The sequence below is a fragment of the Citrobacter telavivensis genome (genome assembly GCF_041807075.1).
In the GTDB taxonomy this organism is placed as follows: Bacteria; Pseudomonadota; Gammaproteobacteria; order Enterobacterales; family Enterobacteriaceae; genus Citrobacter_A; species Citrobacter_A telavivensis.
Genome location: NZ_JBGUBF010000001.1, coordinates 1,722,448 through 1,738,037 on the forward strand (window position 1 = coordinate 1,722,448; position 15,590 = coordinate 1,738,037).

Sequence of the window (15,590 nt, forward strand, 5' to 3'; positions counted from 1 at the left end):
TCGCCTATGAAGCCGCAAAAGAAAGCCGCAGAGATGTCACCTCAGGAGCTGGGTCGGTACATCGATCAGTCGGTCCTCAAACCAGAATTTACCCTGGCGGAAGTGCAGAAATACATTCAGGAAGGCATTGATTTTAATTGTAAAACCGTGTGCATAAATCCGGCATATCTCGACATTGCCAGGACGATGTGCAAAGGGACAAACACCGGCATTTGTGTCGTGTGTGATTTCCCGTTTGGCGCATCGTCAACGGTATCCAAAGTCAAGCAGGCCGACATTATCTGTCAAAACGGTGACGTTGAAGACCTCGATATCGTCGCCAACTATGGTTTTATCCGCAGTGGGCAATGGCAGGAATTTGAAGAGGACATCCGGGCTGTGGCAGCCGTTGCTCATCGTTACGACACCCTGTTGAAGGTGATTTTTGAAACCGATGCGTTAACGCTGGAACAGGTTGCAACCGCCACGGAATACGCATGCCGCGCCGGGGCGGATTTCGTCAAAACATCCACCGGGTTCTATACCGGCGGCGAAAGTAAAGGTGCTACACCAGAGGTGATTCAGGTGATGCTCGATGCGGCAAAGGGACGCTGCAAAGTTAAAGGTTCTGGATGTATTCGTACGCGTGAACACTTCCTGCAATTGATTGATATGGGAATCGACCGTATGGGGATTGGTTATCGATCCACCCCCGTGGTTTTAGGCCTGGATGCTTAATGCTAAAGGTATCTGTTGATATTTGCGGGCAGGTGACTGCCCGCTATTATGAAACGGTTAAAAGCGGTCCGGAATTGCATGGTGTGGGTTCTCAACCACGGGGTTCCATGAAAGCCCTACTACCGTGTCCACAACGTTAAAAGTGTCTGAACTGGCCGCTAGCGCACAGGATCAATAAACAGACCATTGCGTCAGGCCACCTGGAGATTATTTCCGTGAGCAGCAGGCGATGTAGTTCAACTGATGGCGATGGTGCCGGAAGAAGCGGAACATCCCCAGAAAGCGCGTCCTGTTCTCACGGGTTCGCAATCCGTTAAACAGGATCTTCGCCGTGCCCGTCAGACCCTCGTCACGAATCAGCCCTGACGGGGACATAAGGGACATCTCGCCGTGATGCGTGTTAACCGACTGGAAGCCGTTGGCGATAAACAGTGCTTTCCATGCCGTTCGGGTCATCGGGCTGACGTTGGATTTCACAACGTCTTCCAGTTGCGTCTGTCTGACCGCCTCCAGATGTTCATGGGTGAACATAATGTCGTGTGTCAGCAGGCGACCGCCGGGTTTGAGCACCCGATAGTATTCATTAATCAGCCGGGATTTCGCCTTGTCCACGTACATGGTCAGCATCGCTTCGTTAATCACGACATCGAAGGCCTCGTCAGCGAAAGGCAATTTAGTGGCGTTCGCATCCAGCACCTGAATTTTATCCTGTAGACCCGCAGCCGCGACGTTTTGCCGGGCCTTCGTCAGTGCGTTTTTATCCATATCGATAGCATATATCGTGCAGCCAAAGCGCTGGGCGAGTTCGATAGACGTGGTGCCCATGTTGCAGGCGACTTCCAGCACGACACTGTCCGCCGTGAGATTCGACTGACTGAACAGCCACTCGGTAGCCTCAACGCCGCCGGGTCGCAAACGGGTTTTCCCCAGGCTGGCTAAAAATGTATGTCCGGCTTTCTCACTTGCGCTCATGACGATGCCCTCACTATAAGTTGCATATTAAAAGCAAGTTAACATGATGGCGTGAAAATGAGAATGATTTACATCAAGAAAAAAATACGCCCTCACTCGCCACTTCTCGTCACAATTCACGGTCCGTTTGCTGGCGGTCAGCGTTGGGACTGTCACTACGGCAGGAATAAGGCTTTTCCCGTCTGCGTCTGTGTTGTTGACTTATTCTGTAAAAAGATTACTTTTCAGGACATGAAGAAGATACTAATCATTGTCCCCGATGGCGGTATGCTGTTTGAATCCGCTGGTATTGCCGACATTCTGATGCAGGCCAACCGCCTGCATCCAGAAGGCGCTACGGACGTCTGTTATCAGGTTCAGCTAGCAACAACCCAGCCGCATCAGGTGATCCATGGTCAGTCCGGTTTAAATTTACTGGCAGATCATCGCCTGCATGAAATTGACCCTCGTGAGCCTCTTGATACCATCATTATCACTGGCAAAGGTCAAAATCCGCAGGAAGGGATTGCGGTAGTTGACTGGCTGCGCCTGGCCGCTCCTCATGCCCGCCGCATTGCATCCATTTGCGGCGGTGCGATGCTGTTGGCACAAAGCGGACTGCTGGATGGCAGACGCGCCACCACCCACTGGAAGCTACTGGAAACCATGCAGGCCGCATTTCCTCAGGTGCGCGTCGAGGGCGGTCCACTCTATATTCAGGACGAACACATCTGGACATCAGGCGGAGTCAGTTCCGGCTTTGATCTGACGCTTGCGCTGGTTGAAGAAGACTACGGATTCAGCCTGGCGCGCGACATCGCCCAGGACTTCGTCATGTACCTGCGCCGCCCCGGAGGCCAGTTGCAGTTTAGCCGCTATAACCTTCAGCAGACCAGCGCCCTGGGCCCCATTAACGATCTGCAGGCATGGTTGCTCGAGAACCTCACCGCCGACCTCAGTGTGGATAAGCTGGCGGAAAAAGTCGCCATGAGTCCGCGTAATTTCACCCGCGTGTTTACCCGGGAAACCGGCGCTTCACCGGCGCGCTATGTCGCCGAAGCCCGTCTGGCCGCTGCCCGACAGCGTCTGGAGCAGACCAACGAGACGCTGGATCGTATCGCCGAACAAACGGGATTTGGCAGCAGCATTAACCTGCGGCGGCTGTTTGAAAAACAGCTTCAACTTACGCCTGGTGAATATCGCCAGCGCTTTCACTGTCGTAAAATGGCGTAAAGTGATCCTTTTTTGTCATTTACGCCAACGGGTCACCGACCTACATTACCTTCAGAGACAACAGATAAGGAGTTGATCATGGTAAAGGTCGGTATTAACGGTTTTGGCCGTATCGGACGCAACGTACTGCGTGCAGCACTGGGTAACCCGGATATTCAGATTGTGGCAATCAACGATCTGACAGACAGTAAAACGCTGGCGCATTTGCTGAAATACGACTCGCTGCTCGGTAAACTCGACGCCGATGTCACCGCCGGTGAGGGGCAGCTTGTGGTTGACGGTAAACCCATTACCGTGTTCAGTGAACGCGACCCCGCCAATATCCCCTGGCGTCAGAGTGAAGTTGATATCGTCATTGAAGCAACCGGCTTTTTCACTGACCGAGATAAAGCAGCGGTGCACATCCACAGCGGTGGCGCAAAGCGAGTGATTATCTCCGCCCCCGGTAAAAACGATGATTTAACCATCGTGATGGGCGTTAACGATAGCCTCTACTCCCCGGATAAACACTTCGTGGTCAGCAACGGTAGCTGCACCACCAACGGTCTGGCACCTGCCGCGCAGGTTCTGCACCAGCATTTTGGTATTAAGCATGGTCTGATGAACACCACCCACGCCTATACCAACAGCCAGGCGCTGCATGACCAGCCGGAAAAAGATCTTCGTGGTGCCCGCGCCGCCGCACTGTCGATTGTGCCTTACTCCAGCGGTGCCGCGAAGGCGCTTGGCAAAGTCATTCCTGAACTGGACGGTCGCTTAACCGGTTACTCGCTGCGCGTACCGGTTCCGGTGGTGTCCATTGTCGACCTGACCGTAACGCTTGAGCGGGATGTGACGACTGAAGAGGTCAACAATGCATTTCGTGAAGCCGCCGCCAGCGGGCCACTGAAAGGGATCCTCGGCTATAGCGATGAACCGCTCGTCTCAAGCGACTACCAGGGTGACCCGCGTTCTTCCATTATTGACGGTCTCTCAACGCTGGTGATTGGCGGCAATATGGTCAAAATTCTGGCGTGGTACGACAATGAATGGGGATTCTCCAATCGCCTTGTCGACCTCGCGCTGTTGATGGCAAGGCGTGAACGCTAACCTCGCCGTTCTCACCCGCCCTCTAAAATCCACGCCTGGCGTGGATTTTTAATTTCTGCCGCGTGCCGTCGTTACCTGCGATGCTGCCGGGACTGCACCTGCTGCGGTGCGGTCATCCGCGCCATTTGTCTCGCAGCATGCTTTGTGGTTGCGTTATTGCATGATGTCTTGCGTGATATTTTGCGGTTTCAGGCAGCGCGAACAGGGTAAGGATCGAATGAAAAAAATACGGGAAGATAATAAAAAAAATGCGCGCATTGCCTTCCGGGATCTTCTGGCAAGGTTCGACGCCGGGAAAATGGCAGCGTTGTCATCGTCTGGTTTTAATCCATAACGGACAGAAATCGCTTTAAAACAGGATGCAAAAACGCCCGTTTTTCAGGAGCTCAACTTAAAATGCGCCGCGTTAATATTGTATTGCCTCATTTTTCGCCATAGCGTGGTACGGCCAATTTTCAGCAGGCTGGCCATCTCCTGAATACGCCCTCCTGTCACCCTTGCCGCGTGAATAATGGCATCCTTCTCGATGTCGCTAAATGAGACGCTGGCAGAGAAGCTACCGGTCGTGGATTCTGAGGTCCGGTGCTCGTTAAAGAGATACTCCGGCAGATGGTTCAGGTGAATACGCCCGTTTTCACTTTTCAGCGCCGTATTTTCAATAACACTGTTGAGTTCGAAATCATTGCCGGGCCAGTCGCAGGCAATCAGCGGGGTCAGTACATCGTCATCCATAGACAGGCGAGTCGAAAACCGTTTTTCCAGGCGACGCAAGCGGTGATTCACCAGCGAAGGGATGCTGTTACGTCGCTGTCGCAGCGGTGGAATCATAATTTCAAAAGCGTGCAACGCGTAATAAAGCTGACGGCTAAAGCGGTTTTGTTCCACCAGCCGCGCCAAATCCACCGTCGTGGCGGCAATCACCTTCACGTCGACTGGCACCACGCGGCGCGCGTCAAGACGGGTGATGACGCCCTGCTTGATCACTTGTAATAACGCCGACTGCAGTTCAGGTGCCAGATACTCAATTTTCTCCAGATACAGCGTGCCGCCGTGCGCCAGTTCCAGGCGGCTTAACCGCCCTTCTCTGTCGTCGTCCGCCGTGCTGGCGATAAAATCCCGAACCTGATCGGCATACAGCTGGCAGTTCACCGCAATATACGGGCCTTCCGCCCGTTCGCTGGCATTATGAATCGCCTGACTGAGTAACTCCTTGCCGACCCCCTCTTCACCACATAGCAACACCGGGAAGCTGCCCCGCGCCGCCTGACGACCAAAATGGACGATACGCTGGGTTTGCGGATCGTCCTGCGCCATCTGTGCAAAGGTATGGCTCACTTTACCCAACTGGCTGGTCATCAACTGACGCATCTTTTCCACCGGATGCAGCAGCAAAATAAAACTGGTGCCCTGTGTTTCGACAATCGGCTTGAGGGTTATCACCGTATCGACAAACTGGTGCTGGCTTTCAAACGTCGTCTCAACATGATGGAGCGGACGCTGATGGCGGATAGCACGCAGCAGAACGCTGGGCAGCGTCAGGAGTTCACTGAGGTTTTTGCCGTGGGCAGCCGTCACGTCAAGATGCAGCAGCCGTGCCGCCTGAGCGTTGATAAATTGCAGACTTCCCTGCGCATTCCAGGTCATCACGCCGTCATCCATGCTCTCCAGCAAACCATACAGCTGATTGAGGTGGCGGTTCGATTCTGCAAGCAGGCTATCGGTAAGCAACGAGTTCCCCACCTCGCGCGCGATCGCCAGCGTTAATGACAGATCGGCAGGTGAGGCGTCGTCTGCCGGACAGCCCAGCGCGATAGATCCAGAGAGGCGTCCGTGGTTGTCGAAAATGGGTGTCGAGCAAAAACTCCACGCACCGAGCGCCTGCTTAAAATGGTGATCGGGTAACGTTTTTACCGGCTGCCCCAGCATAGCGGCCAACGACAGCGCACAGCTGCCAATGATGCTTTCCGCGCAATAGGTGCCATCGGCAAAGCCGAGAGCCTCCAGGCGCTGGAGCGTATCCGGATCGCCACAGCGGCTGAGCACGCAAGCGCTTTCATCAAGAATTAACAGCGCACACTTTCGTGGCGACATGTATTCCCACGCATCCTCCAGCGCCGCCTGCCCGAGCGTGAGCATCGCCGTTTTGCGCCGACAAATAGAGTCAAACGTCAGCCCCTGTGCCCGGTGCGGCAGGGCCCAGAACTCGCGCTGCATCATTTTGCCGCAGCGCAGCCATGAGGCGCGAATATATTCCGGGACGTCCGCTGCTGTGGTTGCCATCTCGCTGCTCTTCACTGTCGGTTTCTCCGCGATTCCGGGTGCGGTTGCTCGCAATTTTGCCGTATTTCGCGTTTTAGCGTTCCGTTATGGAACATTTATTGAGATTAGTGTTCCTTTATGAAACATAACATTGATGAATTTTCTTTTTCGCGCGCTGGGGCACAATTACGTTATCGGCAGCGAGCGGTCGCCGTGGCGTTGAACACAACCGATCCCCTGGAGCCTAAGACCCGGAGCAAAAGAATGAAAAAGCTGATTAACCGTGTGGAAGACGTACTGAGTGAACAACTGGCTGGCCTCGCAAAAGCGCATCCGTCACTGACCCTGCATCAGGATCCGGTGTATGTGACCCGTTCAGATGCCCCTGTACAGGGCAAAGTCGCGCTGCTTTCTGGCGGCGGCAGCGGTCATGAACCGATGCACTGCGGCTACATCGGCCAGGGCATGCTGTCCGGTGCCTGTCCTGGAGAAATTTTCACCTCCCCAACCCCTGATAAAATGTTCGAATGCGCCATGCAGATTGACGGCGGCGAAGGCGTGCTGCTGATCGTGAAAAACTATACTGGCGATATTCTCAACTTCGAAACCGCGACCGAACTGCTGCACGAAAGCGGCGTGAAGGTCACCACCGTGGTCGTGGATGACGACGTGGCGGTCAAAGACAGCCTCTATACCGCCGGACGACGTGGTGTTGCTAATACCGTGCTGATTGAAAAACTGGTCGGTGCGGCGGCAGAACGCGGCGATTCCCTGGAAGCCTGCGCCGAACTCGGACGCAAACTCAATAATCATGGCCATTCGATCGGTATCGCCCTCGCAGCGTGTACGGTTCCGGCAGCCGGGCAGCCCTCTTTCACCCTCGCCGACAATGAAATGGAGTTCGGTGTGGGGATCCACGGCGAGCCAGGCATTGACCGTCGCGCCTTCGTCTCACTCGACAGAATCGTTGACGAAATGTTCGATACCCTGCTGGAAAACGGAACCTATAGCCGCACGCTGCGCCACTGGGATCCCACCCAGGGCGTCTGGCAGGAAGATAAGCAAGGCAAACAACCGTTGCAACGTGGCGATCGCGTCATCGCGCTGGTCAATAACCTCGGCGCCACGCCGCTTTCTGAACTGTACGGCGTCTATAACCGTCTCGACGCACGCTGCCAGCAGGCGGGTATCGTCATCGAACGCAATCTGATTGGTTCATATTGTACGTCACTGGATATGACCGGCTTTTCCATCACGCTTCTTAAAGTGGATGACGAGACGCTGGCACTCTGGGACGCACCGGTTCACACCCCAGGCCTGAACTGGGGCAACTAAGGAGAGAGTCATGTCACTTACCAGAGCGCAGATTGTGAGCTGGCTTTATCGCTGCGGGGATATTTTCAGTAAAGAGAGTGATTATCTCACCGGGCTGGATCGCGAGATTGGCGATGCTGACCACGGTTTGAATATGCATCGCGGCTTTAGCAAAGTGGTCGAAAAATTACCGGCCATTGCGGATAAAGATATCGGTTTTATTTTAAAAAACACCGGGATGACGCTGCTGTCAAACGTTGGAGGGGCCAGTGGCCCGCTGTTCGGCACCTTTTTCATCCGTGCCGCGCAGGCCACGCAGGCGCATCAGAGTTTGTCGCTCAATGAGCTCTATCTGATGATGCGCGAAGGTGCTGATGGCGTGATAAGCCGGGGTAAAGCCGAGCCGGGTGATAAAACGATGTGCGATGTCTGGGTACCGGTGGCGGAGTCATTACGCCAGTCCAGTGAGCAGAACCTCTCCGTCACCGCCGCGCTGGACGCTGCCGCCTCTGAGGCTGAAGCCGCCGCACAAAGCACGATTACGATGCAGGCCCGCAAAGGTCGCGCCAGCTACCTGGGCGAGCGTAGTATCGGGCACCGGGATCCGGGGGCAACCTCGGTGATGTTTATGATCCAGATGCTGGCAGCCGCGGCAAAAGAGTAAGGACAGTAAGATGGTAAACCTGGTCATAGTCTCTCACAGCGCCCGCCTCGGTGAAGGGGTTGGCGAACTGGCGCAACAGATGTTAATGGGCGGCAACTGTAAAATAGCCATTGCCGCTGGTATCGACGATCCGCAAAATCCCATCGGCACCGACCCCATTAAGGTGATGGAGGCGATCGAGTCTGTTGCCGATACCGACCACGTGCTGGTGATGATGGACATTGGCAGCGCCCTGCTCAGTGCAGAAACGGCGCTGGACCTCCTCGATCCGACGATCGCTGCGAAAGTACGACTGTGCGCCGCGCCGCTGGTGGAAGGGACGCTGGCGGCAACGGTGAGCGCCGCTGCGGGCGCGGATATCGAAAAGGTCATCGCCGACGCGACGAACGCTCTCGAGGCCAAGCGTGAGCAACTGGGTTTACCCTCTTCTGCTTCTGAAACCCGCATTACCCCGACCTTTATCGCACAGGATGCGGCAGCAAAATCAGTGTCCGTGGTGATCAAGAATCCCAACGGTCTGCACATTCGCCCGGCCTCCCGGCTTGTGGCAACGCTGTCGGCCTTTAACGCCGATCTGCTGCTGGAAAAAAACGGCAAGTGCGTTACGCCGGACAGCCTGAATCAGATTTCGCTGTTGCAGGTTCGCTGTCATGACACGGTACGTCTGCTGGCAAGTGGAGAACAGGCGGATGATGCGCTGGCCGCGTTTAGTCGTCTGGCGGCGGAGAATTTCGGCGAGTCGCTGGAAGATGCGGCGGTTGTCACATCGTCGACGGCGGACATCACGGGCAACGCGTTCTGTTACGCGCCAACGCTGCCACCGATTCGACAAGCGTCCGATCGCAGTCCTGGCGCAGAGCAGGCGCGACTGCGTAACGCGCTGGATCTCACGCTGCTCGACCTGATGACGCTGATTACCCGCGCGGAAGAAAACTGGCCGGGTGACCTGGCGGCCATTTTCTCTGGTCACCATATGTTGCTGGACGATCCGGAGCTGTTTGATACCGCCTGCGGGCTCCTGCGCAGCGAGCACTGTACGGCGGAATATGCCTGGCAGCAGGTGTTGAGCAGCCTCAGTACGCAGTATCGTCAACTGGATGACGCCTATCTGCAGGCGCGCTACATCGATATCGACGATCTCCTGCACCGCACGCTGCGTCATTTGCTGCAAAGCCCGCTGGTGCTGCCTGACGTTATCGCACCCACCATACTGGTTGCCGACAACCTCTTTCCGTCAACGGTGTCGGAGCTCGACCCGAACGTGGTGAAAGGCATCTGCCTGCGGGAGGGCAGTTCGCTCGCGCATGGCGCGTTGATCGCCCGGGAGATGGGTATCGCCTGGGTATGCCAGCAGGGCGACGCGCTTAACGATGTACAAACGGGCGAACGACTCACGCTTGATGTGGCGCACAATTGCGCCGTCAGGGAAAGGAAACCGCTATAACGTCGCAAAAAAGGGGGGTAATCACGCGCCGGGAGCGATCCTGGACTACGATTTTCTCATGGTAGATACCGTTATTCGGTACACACTAAGGAGATTAATCAATGCATACCCCTGCTTTTCGCGCGCCTGCTTCACTGTCGTTGGTCATAACATTAGCGGTTTCCGGCACGCTGCTTACCTTCTCTTCCCTGTCGGTTAACGCCGAAGAGATGCCGTTCTCCCCTCCGCAGCCGCCGGATATTCTGCTCGGTCCCCTGTTTAACGATGTGCAGAATGCCAGACTGTTTCCCGATCAGAAAACCTTTGCCGACGCCGTGCCTAACGGCGACCCGCTGATGATCCTCGCGGATTACCGGATGCAAAAGAATCAGTCCAGTTTCGATTTGCGCCACTTCGTGAGCGTCAACTTTACGCTGCCGAAAGAAGGGGAAAAATATGTTCCCCCGAAAGGGCAATCGCTGCGTGAACATATCGACGGGCTGTGGCCGGTGTTAACCCGCTCCACCGAAAGCGTGGAAAAATGGGATTCCCTGTTGCCGCTGCCTGAGCCTTACGTGGTGCCCGGCGGGCGTTTCCGGGAAGTCTATTATTGGGACAGTTACTTCACCATGCTGGGACTTGCCGAAAGCGGTCGCTGGGACAATATTGCCGATATGGTGGCAAACTTCGCCTGGGAGATTGATACCTTTGGCCATATTCCCAACGGCAACCGCACTTACTACCTGAGCCGCTCCCAGCCGCCCTTCTTTTCACTGATGGTCGAACTGCTGGCTCAGCACGACGGCGACGATGCGCTGAAAAAATACCTGCCGCAGATGCAAAAAGAGTACACCTACTGGATGGAAGGCGTCGAAACGCTGCAGGCAGGTCAACAGAACAAGCGGGTGGTGAAACTGGAGGATGGCACCCTTCTCAACCGCTACTGGGATGAGCGGGATACGCCGCGACCGGAATCCTGGGTCGAAGATATTGCCACGGCGAAAAGCAATCCAAACCGCCCGGCGACCGATATTTATCGCGATCTGCGCGCAGCGGCCGCGTCCGGCTGGGATTTCAGTTCACGCTGGATGGATAATCCGCAGCAGCTTGGCACGCTGCGGACCACCAGCATCGTTCCGGTCGATCTCAACGCCCTGTTGTACAAAATGGAAAAAATCCTCGCGCGCGCCAGCAAAGCCGCGGGGGATGAGGCAAAAGCCAGCCAGTACGACACGCTGGCGAATGCCCGACAGAAAGCCATTGAACATTACCTGTGGAATGATAAAGAGGGCTGGTACGCGGATTACGACCTGAAGAGCAAGCGGGTACGGAATCAGTTGACCGCTGCAGCGCTGTTCCCGCTGTATGTCAATGCCGCCTCGAAAGATCGCGCCAGTAAAATGGCTGCGGCCACCCGCGCGCATCTGCTGCAACCGGGCGGGCTTGCCACCACGTCGGTGAAAAGCGGACAGCAATGGGATGCGCCAAACGGCTGGGCGCCGCTGCAGTGGGTCGCCACCGAGGGCTTACAGAACTATGGTCAGAATGACGTAGCGATGGAGGTGAGCTGGCGCTTTCTGACCAACGTGCAGCACACGTACGATCGCGAACAAAAGCTGGTGGAAAAATATGACGTCAGCAGCACCGGGACCGGTGGTGGTGGCGGAGAATATCCGTTGCAGGATGGTTTTGGCTGGAGCAATGGCGTCACGCTGAAGATGCTTGACCTGATCTGTGTGAAGGAAAAACCGTGCGATAGCGTGCCGGAAAAACGCCCTGTCACCAGCCCGGCATCCGCTGAACAGCCACAAAAACAGGCAACGCCATAATACTCAGTGTCTGACCGGCCTGGGAATGCCAGGCCGGTTTTCGCTTCATGCGATCAGAAACGGTAGCTTGCCCCGACCTGGACCGTCCGGTCACGGCCAATCCAGCAGTTGGTGCTGTCGTAGCAGCTGAACGTTTCTTTGTTGGTAATGTTCTGGGCGCTGGCTTTTAGCGTCACGCCGCTCAGTGACGGCAGCACCTCGCCTAAGCGATACGACACGGCGAGATCGTACTGTGTCGTGCCCCCCAGTTTACCGCCCTTGTTGTCCGGCGAGATCTCCATCGGCCCGGTATAGCGCGCCCCTGCGCCCATCGTCAGCCCGCGCAGTGTGGTCGCGTCAAAGGTGTAATCCCCCCACAGATTAAACGCATTCTCCGGCACCTGCGTTGGGCGCTTGCCTTCCCAGGTTTCATCTTCGGTATTGATCGCATGGGTGTAAGCGTAATTGGCGATCAACGTGACGTTGTCACCTGGACGACTGATGACCGAAAGCTCCGCCCCTTTCGATTCGATCTCCCCGGTCTGTCGATAATCCCAGGTCGGCGTGGCGGAAAGGACATTCTTCTGGCGAATGTTAAACACCGAGGCGGTCAGCGTTGTCGCGTAATCGACCAGCAGGTATTTCACCCCACCTTCCAGTTGTTTGCTGGTCGTCGGCTTCACGTCTTTCGCCGTCAGCGTGCCCTGTGGTGAAATCGGTTTGAAGCCCTCGGAATAGCTGATAAACGGTGAAATACCGTTTTCAAAGGCATAGAGCGCGCCCAACCGTTTGGTCACCCGGTCTTGAGAGATCCAGGTTTTCTCGTCGTTTTGCATCGCATCGGTAGTCGTAGAACGGTAATCGTCATAGCGAAGACTGGCCAGCAGATTTAAGCCACCAAACGCGACCTGATCCTGCAAATAGTAGCCATTTTGCTGATAAGAAAGGCGGTTTTTCTGCGCAGTGTACAACCCCAGATCGGCGGTATGCACCTGATGGAAATCCGGGTCGCGCATGTCGATTCCTGGCGTGGCACTGGCGTAACGATAGAAGTAATGGCTGTCGAGTTTCTGATAGTCAAAGCCGGCCAGCAAATGGTGCTGCCAGTCCCCCAGCGCGACCGTTTTTGTCACCTGGTTGTCGATGTTGAAACTTTTCAGATCTTCATCAGTGGTATAGGCAAAGCGGTCAAGCATCCATACCGGGTTCATACCATTACCGGTTGAATAGACGCTGCGCTGGTGTGTATCGACGTCAAAATAGCGCGCCTGCTGACTGAATCCCCAACCGCTGTCAAATTCATGCTCGAAATGATAACCCACCATCCACTGACGCTGCTTAAAGCCACTCCACTCATCTCCGGCATAGTCACGACGATCGGCGTAACCCGAGCGCAAATAAGCAATCGGTAACGGGTTCGACGGTGACAACGACGGCGTATTTTGCACCAGGGCATCCAGCGTCAGACGCGTTTTGCTGTCCGGTTGCCAGGTGACGGAAGGTGCCAGCAGATAGTCTTCATAGCGCGTGGTGTGCGGTTGGTCGTCGCCCTCCGTCGCCTTACCCAGCAGACGGTAATTCCAGTCGCTGTCGCTGATGTTACCGGTGGAGTCCAGATAGCCCTCTTTCAGATTACGCGTACCGGTATTAAAGCCGATCTCCGTTGTTTGCTCAGCCTGCGGTTTTTTGCCCTGAATATTCACCAGCCCTCCCGGCGAACCGTTGCCATACAGCACGGACGCGGGCCCTTTCAGGATATCCACGCTTTCCACCAACAGCGAGTCGATACGCGCTTTGGTATTACCGGTGACGTTATACGGCAATTGCAAGCCGTTGTAGTACTCCTGATCGACGGAGAAACCGCGAATCTTGTACTCGCTCATATAGGAAGTATTGCCGCGCACTTCCGTCGACACCCCCGGCGCATAGCGAAGGATCTCGTTGACAGAATTCGCATGACGTAAGGTTATCTCGTGATTATCGATGGTATTAATCACCTGCGGCGTTTTACTTTCCGGGACGGCCGATTTGGTGGCGCTGTTGGTCCAGGCCGGCAGCAGGGTCTCCTGTCCCGTTGCGGATACCACGATGGTGGATTCGTTAGAATCTGCCGCATAAGACGGCGTGGTCAGAGCCAGTGAGATACAGCCAGAGAGCGCACAAAGTCGGAAGCAGGAAGTTGTCATAGTGAGAATAATTATCAGTTTAAATTGGAATGCTAATTATTCTCATTTCATTAGGTAAATCAAGAGAGGAATTGAAGGGGAATTTAAGGGGAATTTAAGGGGACCAGGATAAAAACGCGGCTCCCGCAGGAGCCGTGTTGTTAATCGCGGCGCACGAGTCGGAATACCCCCAGCACCACAATGGCACCCACCACCGCAACCAGGAAGCTGTGAAGGTTAAAGCCACTGATTGTGCCGCCAATACCAAACATGGTCGCCAGCCATCCGCCCACTACGGCACCGATTATGCCGAGAATACAGGTCAGGATGAATCCGCCGCCGTCACGTCCCGGCATTAGCAATTTGGCGATAACACCGGCAATCAAACCAAATACAATCCAGGCAATAATTCCCATGTTCAGACCCTCTTTTCAGGGAAACCACACGCAACAGATTCTTGCGCTTGTCCATTAAGTATAGGCAACCCCTTGATCCTCGCTGTTTCCGCGAGACTGAATTATTTGTCTTTGGTAAAAAAAATCACGCGTTTGTATTAAGTTCTCCTGCGTCTTGCCGATAACCGTTCGATAGACTGTCAGGCATCCAGGGGTCGTTCCGCGTGAGTCATTATAATGAGCAGTTTCTGAAGCAAAATCCGTTGGCGGTATTGGGCGTTCTTCGCGACTTAAACAGCAATCAGGTGCCTTTGCGCGTCTCCTGGCGCGGCGGGCAATTCATCAGCAAGATCCTTGACGTCTCGGCCGAAAGACTGGTGATGGACTTTGGCAGTCAGCAAAACGAAAACCTCGCCGTACAGAAGGCGCGCAATATTACCTTTACGGCGGAAACTCAGGGCGCGAAGGTTGAGTTTACCCTTGAGCAGTTGCACAGCGGTGAGTATCAGCAACTTCCGGCCTTTATCACCCCGCTTCCTCCGGCGCTGTGGTTTGTCCAACGACGGGAATACTTTCGCATCTGCGCGCCGCTCCATCCCCCCTACGGTTGTACCGCGCAGATGCCAGATAACAGCACCCTACGTTTTCGTCTGTACGATCTTTCCCTCGGCGGAATGGGCGCGCTGCTGGAAGGCCCGAAGCCGTCAGGACTCACGGAAGGGATGCGTTTTTCGCAGATTGCGCTGGATATGGGGGAATGGGGGATGTTTCACTTTGATGCGCAGCTAATCTCCGTAACTGAACGCAAAGTGATTGACGGGAAAAATGAGACGATTTCGACTCCCCGCCTGAGCTTTCGTTTTCTCAACGTTGGCCCGGCGGTGGAGCGGGAACTTCAGCGGATTATCTTTTCCCTTGAGCGCGAAGCCCGGGAGAAATCGAATAAAGTGCGCGACTAATTACATCGCATCCAGCGCGCGCTGCAATTTGTAGATGTAGCGCGGGGCCTGGGGCGCAGGGTGGTTATCCGCGACGTGTTCAACGAACTCATCGGCACTGAGATCGTTGATTTTGCTAATGGCCTTTTTCCGGTCAGAAGAGAACGTGCGCAGCAGCGCGCCTGCGCCGTTGGCATAGGAGACCACCAGCGCATACTGCATCACCTGCGGATCTTCAATACCGGCGAGCGGGCCCGTCTCCAGAATACTCAGGTAGGCGGCGCCCATTGAGATATTGCGCTCCGGGTTTTTCAGTTCACTGGTTGAAGGCTCGCCGCTCCAGCCCATCCGACGGTAGACATCGCGCCCGGAGGTCGATGCTTTCAGTTGCATCAGCCCTATCGCATTCGATTTGCTGACCGCATTGGGATTCCCGCCTGACTCAATCGCGATAATCGCCGTAATCAATTGTGGGCTAACGCCCCACGCCGCCCCGGCTTTTTCACTGATCGGCATCCATTGCATGGCGCGTTTCACCGGCACTTCCGCATTCCACGGGGGATTTTTATAATCCTGTTTTGAACTACAACCTGCAAGCAACACAATCAAAAAAGCAAACCATCTCAATTTCACG

The 15,590-nt window shown here is 55.2% G+C and carries 13 protein-coding genes; 8 read left to right on the forward strand and 5 right to left on the reverse strand.

The genetic code is table 11. The features are described from left to right. Positions 1-6: 6 nt before the first annotated feature. Positions 7-717 carry a deoxyribose-phosphate aldolase gene (gene deoC, locus ACERJC_RS08150; protein WP_373671428.1) on the forward strand — a complete coding sequence of 237 codons (711 nt, stop codon included), beginning with the start codon at positions 7-9 and terminating at the stop codon, positions 715-717. A gap of 207 nt (positions 718-924) precedes the next feature. Here deoC and ACERJC_RS08155 read toward each other — a convergent pair whose 3' ends face one another. After that, a complete protein-coding gene (locus ACERJC_RS08155) occupies positions 925-1,689 on the reverse strand; it encodes a class I SAM-dependent methyltransferase (protein ID WP_152404266.1) in 765 nt (254 codons plus the stop codon). Between the two features lie 231 nt (positions 1,690-1,920). Between ACERJC_RS08155 and ACERJC_RS08160 the strand changes: the two genes are divergently transcribed. Then, positions 1,921-2,901: a GlxA family transcriptional regulator gene (locus ACERJC_RS08160; RefSeq protein ID WP_373671429.1), complete on the forward strand. Its 981-nt coding sequence runs from the start codon at positions 1,921-1,923 to the stop codon at positions 2,899-2,901. Positions 2,902-2,979: 78 nt separating this feature from the next. Beyond that, positions 2,980-3,990, forward strand: a complete 1,011-nt coding sequence (gene gap / locus ACERJC_RS08165) for a type I glyceraldehyde-3-phosphate dehydrogenase (protein WP_152404264.1) — start codon at positions 2,980-2,982, stop codon at positions 3,988-3,990. 378 nt (positions 3,991-4,368) lie between these two features. Here gap and dhaR read toward each other — a convergent pair whose 3' ends face one another. Then, entirely contained in the window at positions 4,369-6,270 is a 1,902-nt protein-coding gene (dhaR, locus tag ACERJC_RS08170) for a dihydroxyacetone kinase operon transcriptional regulator DhaR (protein WP_373671430.1), read from the reverse strand. Positions 6,271-6,513: 243 nt separating this feature from the next. Between dhaR and dhaK the strand changes: the two genes are divergently transcribed. The 4 genes from dhaK to ACERJC_RS08190 all read left to right on the forward strand — a co-directional run bounded on the left by dhaK (position 6,514) and on the right by ACERJC_RS08190 (position 11,479). Then, positions 6,514-7,584, forward strand: coding sequence for a dihydroxyacetone kinase subunit DhaK (dhaK, locus tag ACERJC_RS08175; RefSeq protein WP_373671431.1), 1,071 nt, complete (start codon positions 6,514-6,516; stop codon positions 7,582-7,584). A 10-nt stretch (positions 7,585-7,594) separates the two neighbouring features. Continuing rightward, on the forward strand, positions 7,595-8,227 hold the full coding sequence (dhaL, locus tag ACERJC_RS08180; protein ID WP_373671432.1) for a dihydroxyacetone kinase subunit DhaL: 633 nt from the start codon (positions 7,595-7,597) through the stop codon (positions 8,225-8,227). Between the two features lie 10 nt (positions 8,228-8,237). Further along, positions 8,238-9,671, forward strand: a complete 1,434-nt coding sequence (dhaM, locus tag ACERJC_RS08185) for a dihydroxyacetone kinase phosphoryl donor subunit DhaM (protein ID WP_286633441.1) — start codon at positions 8,238-8,240, stop codon at positions 9,669-9,671. A gap of 101 nt (positions 9,672-9,772) precedes the next feature. After that, positions 9,773-11,479: an alpha,alpha-trehalase gene (locus ACERJC_RS08190; RefSeq protein ID WP_373671433.1), complete on the forward strand. Its 1,707-nt coding sequence runs from the start codon at positions 9,773-9,775 to the stop codon at positions 11,477-11,479. A 53-nt stretch (positions 11,480-11,532) separates the two neighbouring features. On the opposite strand, the gene ACERJC_RS08195 is transcribed toward ACERJC_RS08190, so the two are convergent. Next, positions 11,533-13,644 carry a TonB-dependent siderophore receptor gene (locus tag ACERJC_RS08195; protein WP_373671434.1) on the reverse strand — a complete coding sequence of 704 codons (2,112 nt, stop codon included), beginning with the start codon at positions 13,642-13,644 and terminating at the stop codon, positions 11,533-11,535. A gap of 140 nt (positions 13,645-13,784) precedes the next feature. After that, positions 13,785-14,039 carry a GlsB/YeaQ/YmgE family stress response membrane protein gene (locus tag ACERJC_RS08200; RefSeq protein ID WP_178827424.1) on the reverse strand — a complete coding sequence of 85 codons (255 nt, stop codon included), beginning with the start codon at positions 14,037-14,039 and terminating at the stop codon, positions 13,785-13,787. Positions 14,040-14,242: 203 nt separating this feature from the next. On the opposite strand from ACERJC_RS08200, the gene ycgR reads away from it, so the two are divergent. After that, the gene (gene ycgR / locus ACERJC_RS08205) at positions 14,243-14,977 is read left to right on the forward strand and encodes a flagellar brake protein YcgR (protein WP_152404250.1); all 735 of its coding nucleotides are present in this window, start codon (positions 14,243-14,245) and stop codon (positions 14,975-14,977) included. Here the strand turns inward: ycgR and emtA are convergent, their stop codons facing one another. Further along, entirely contained in the window at positions 14,978-15,589 is a 612-nt protein-coding gene (gene emtA / locus ACERJC_RS08210; protein ID WP_046481095.1) for a membrane-bound lytic murein transglycosylase EmtA, read from the reverse strand. Between the last annotated feature and the right edge of the window lies 1 nt (position 15,590).

What these genes read in the sequence shown, in the direction of transcription:
- deoC (WP_373671428.1), top strand. Translation starts at nt 7, where the DNA reads ATGAAGCCGCAAAAGAAAGCCGCAGAGATGTCACCTCAGGAGCTGGGT.
- ACERJC_RS08155 (WP_152404266.1), bottom strand. Translation starts at nt 1,689, where the DNA reads ATGAGCGCAAGTGAGAAAGCCGGACATACATTTTTAGCCAGCCTGGGG.
- ACERJC_RS08160 (WP_373671429.1), top strand. Translation starts at nt 1,921, where the DNA reads ATGAAGAAGATACTAATCATTGTCCCCGATGGCGGTATGCTGTTTGAA.
- gap (WP_152404264.1), top strand. Translation starts at nt 2,980, where the DNA reads ATGGTAAAGGTCGGTATTAACGGTTTTGGCCGTATCGGACGCAACGTA.
- dhaR (WP_373671430.1), bottom strand. Translation starts at nt 6,270, where the DNA reads ATGGCAACCACAGCAGCGGACGTCCCGGAATATATTCGCGCCTCATGG.
- dhaK (WP_373671431.1), top strand. Translation starts at nt 6,514, where the DNA reads ATGAAAAAGCTGATTAACCGTGTGGAAGACGTACTGAGTGAACAACTG.
- dhaL (WP_373671432.1), top strand. Translation starts at nt 7,595, where the DNA reads ATGTCACTTACCAGAGCGCAGATTGTGAGCTGGCTTTATCGCTGCGGG.
- dhaM (WP_286633441.1), top strand. Translation starts at nt 8,238, where the DNA reads ATGGTAAACCTGGTCATAGTCTCTCACAGCGCCCGCCTCGGTGAAGGG.
- ACERJC_RS08190 (WP_373671433.1), top strand. Translation starts at nt 9,773, where the DNA reads ATGCATACCCCTGCTTTTCGCGCGCCTGCTTCACTGTCGTTGGTCATA.
- ACERJC_RS08195 (WP_373671434.1), bottom strand. Translation starts at nt 13,644, where the DNA reads ATGACAACTTCCTGCTTCCGACTTTGTGCGCTCTCTGGCTGTATCTCA.
- ACERJC_RS08200 (WP_178827424.1), bottom strand. Translation starts at nt 14,039, where the DNA reads ATGGGAATTATTGCCTGGATTGTATTTGGTTTGATTGCCGGTGTTATC.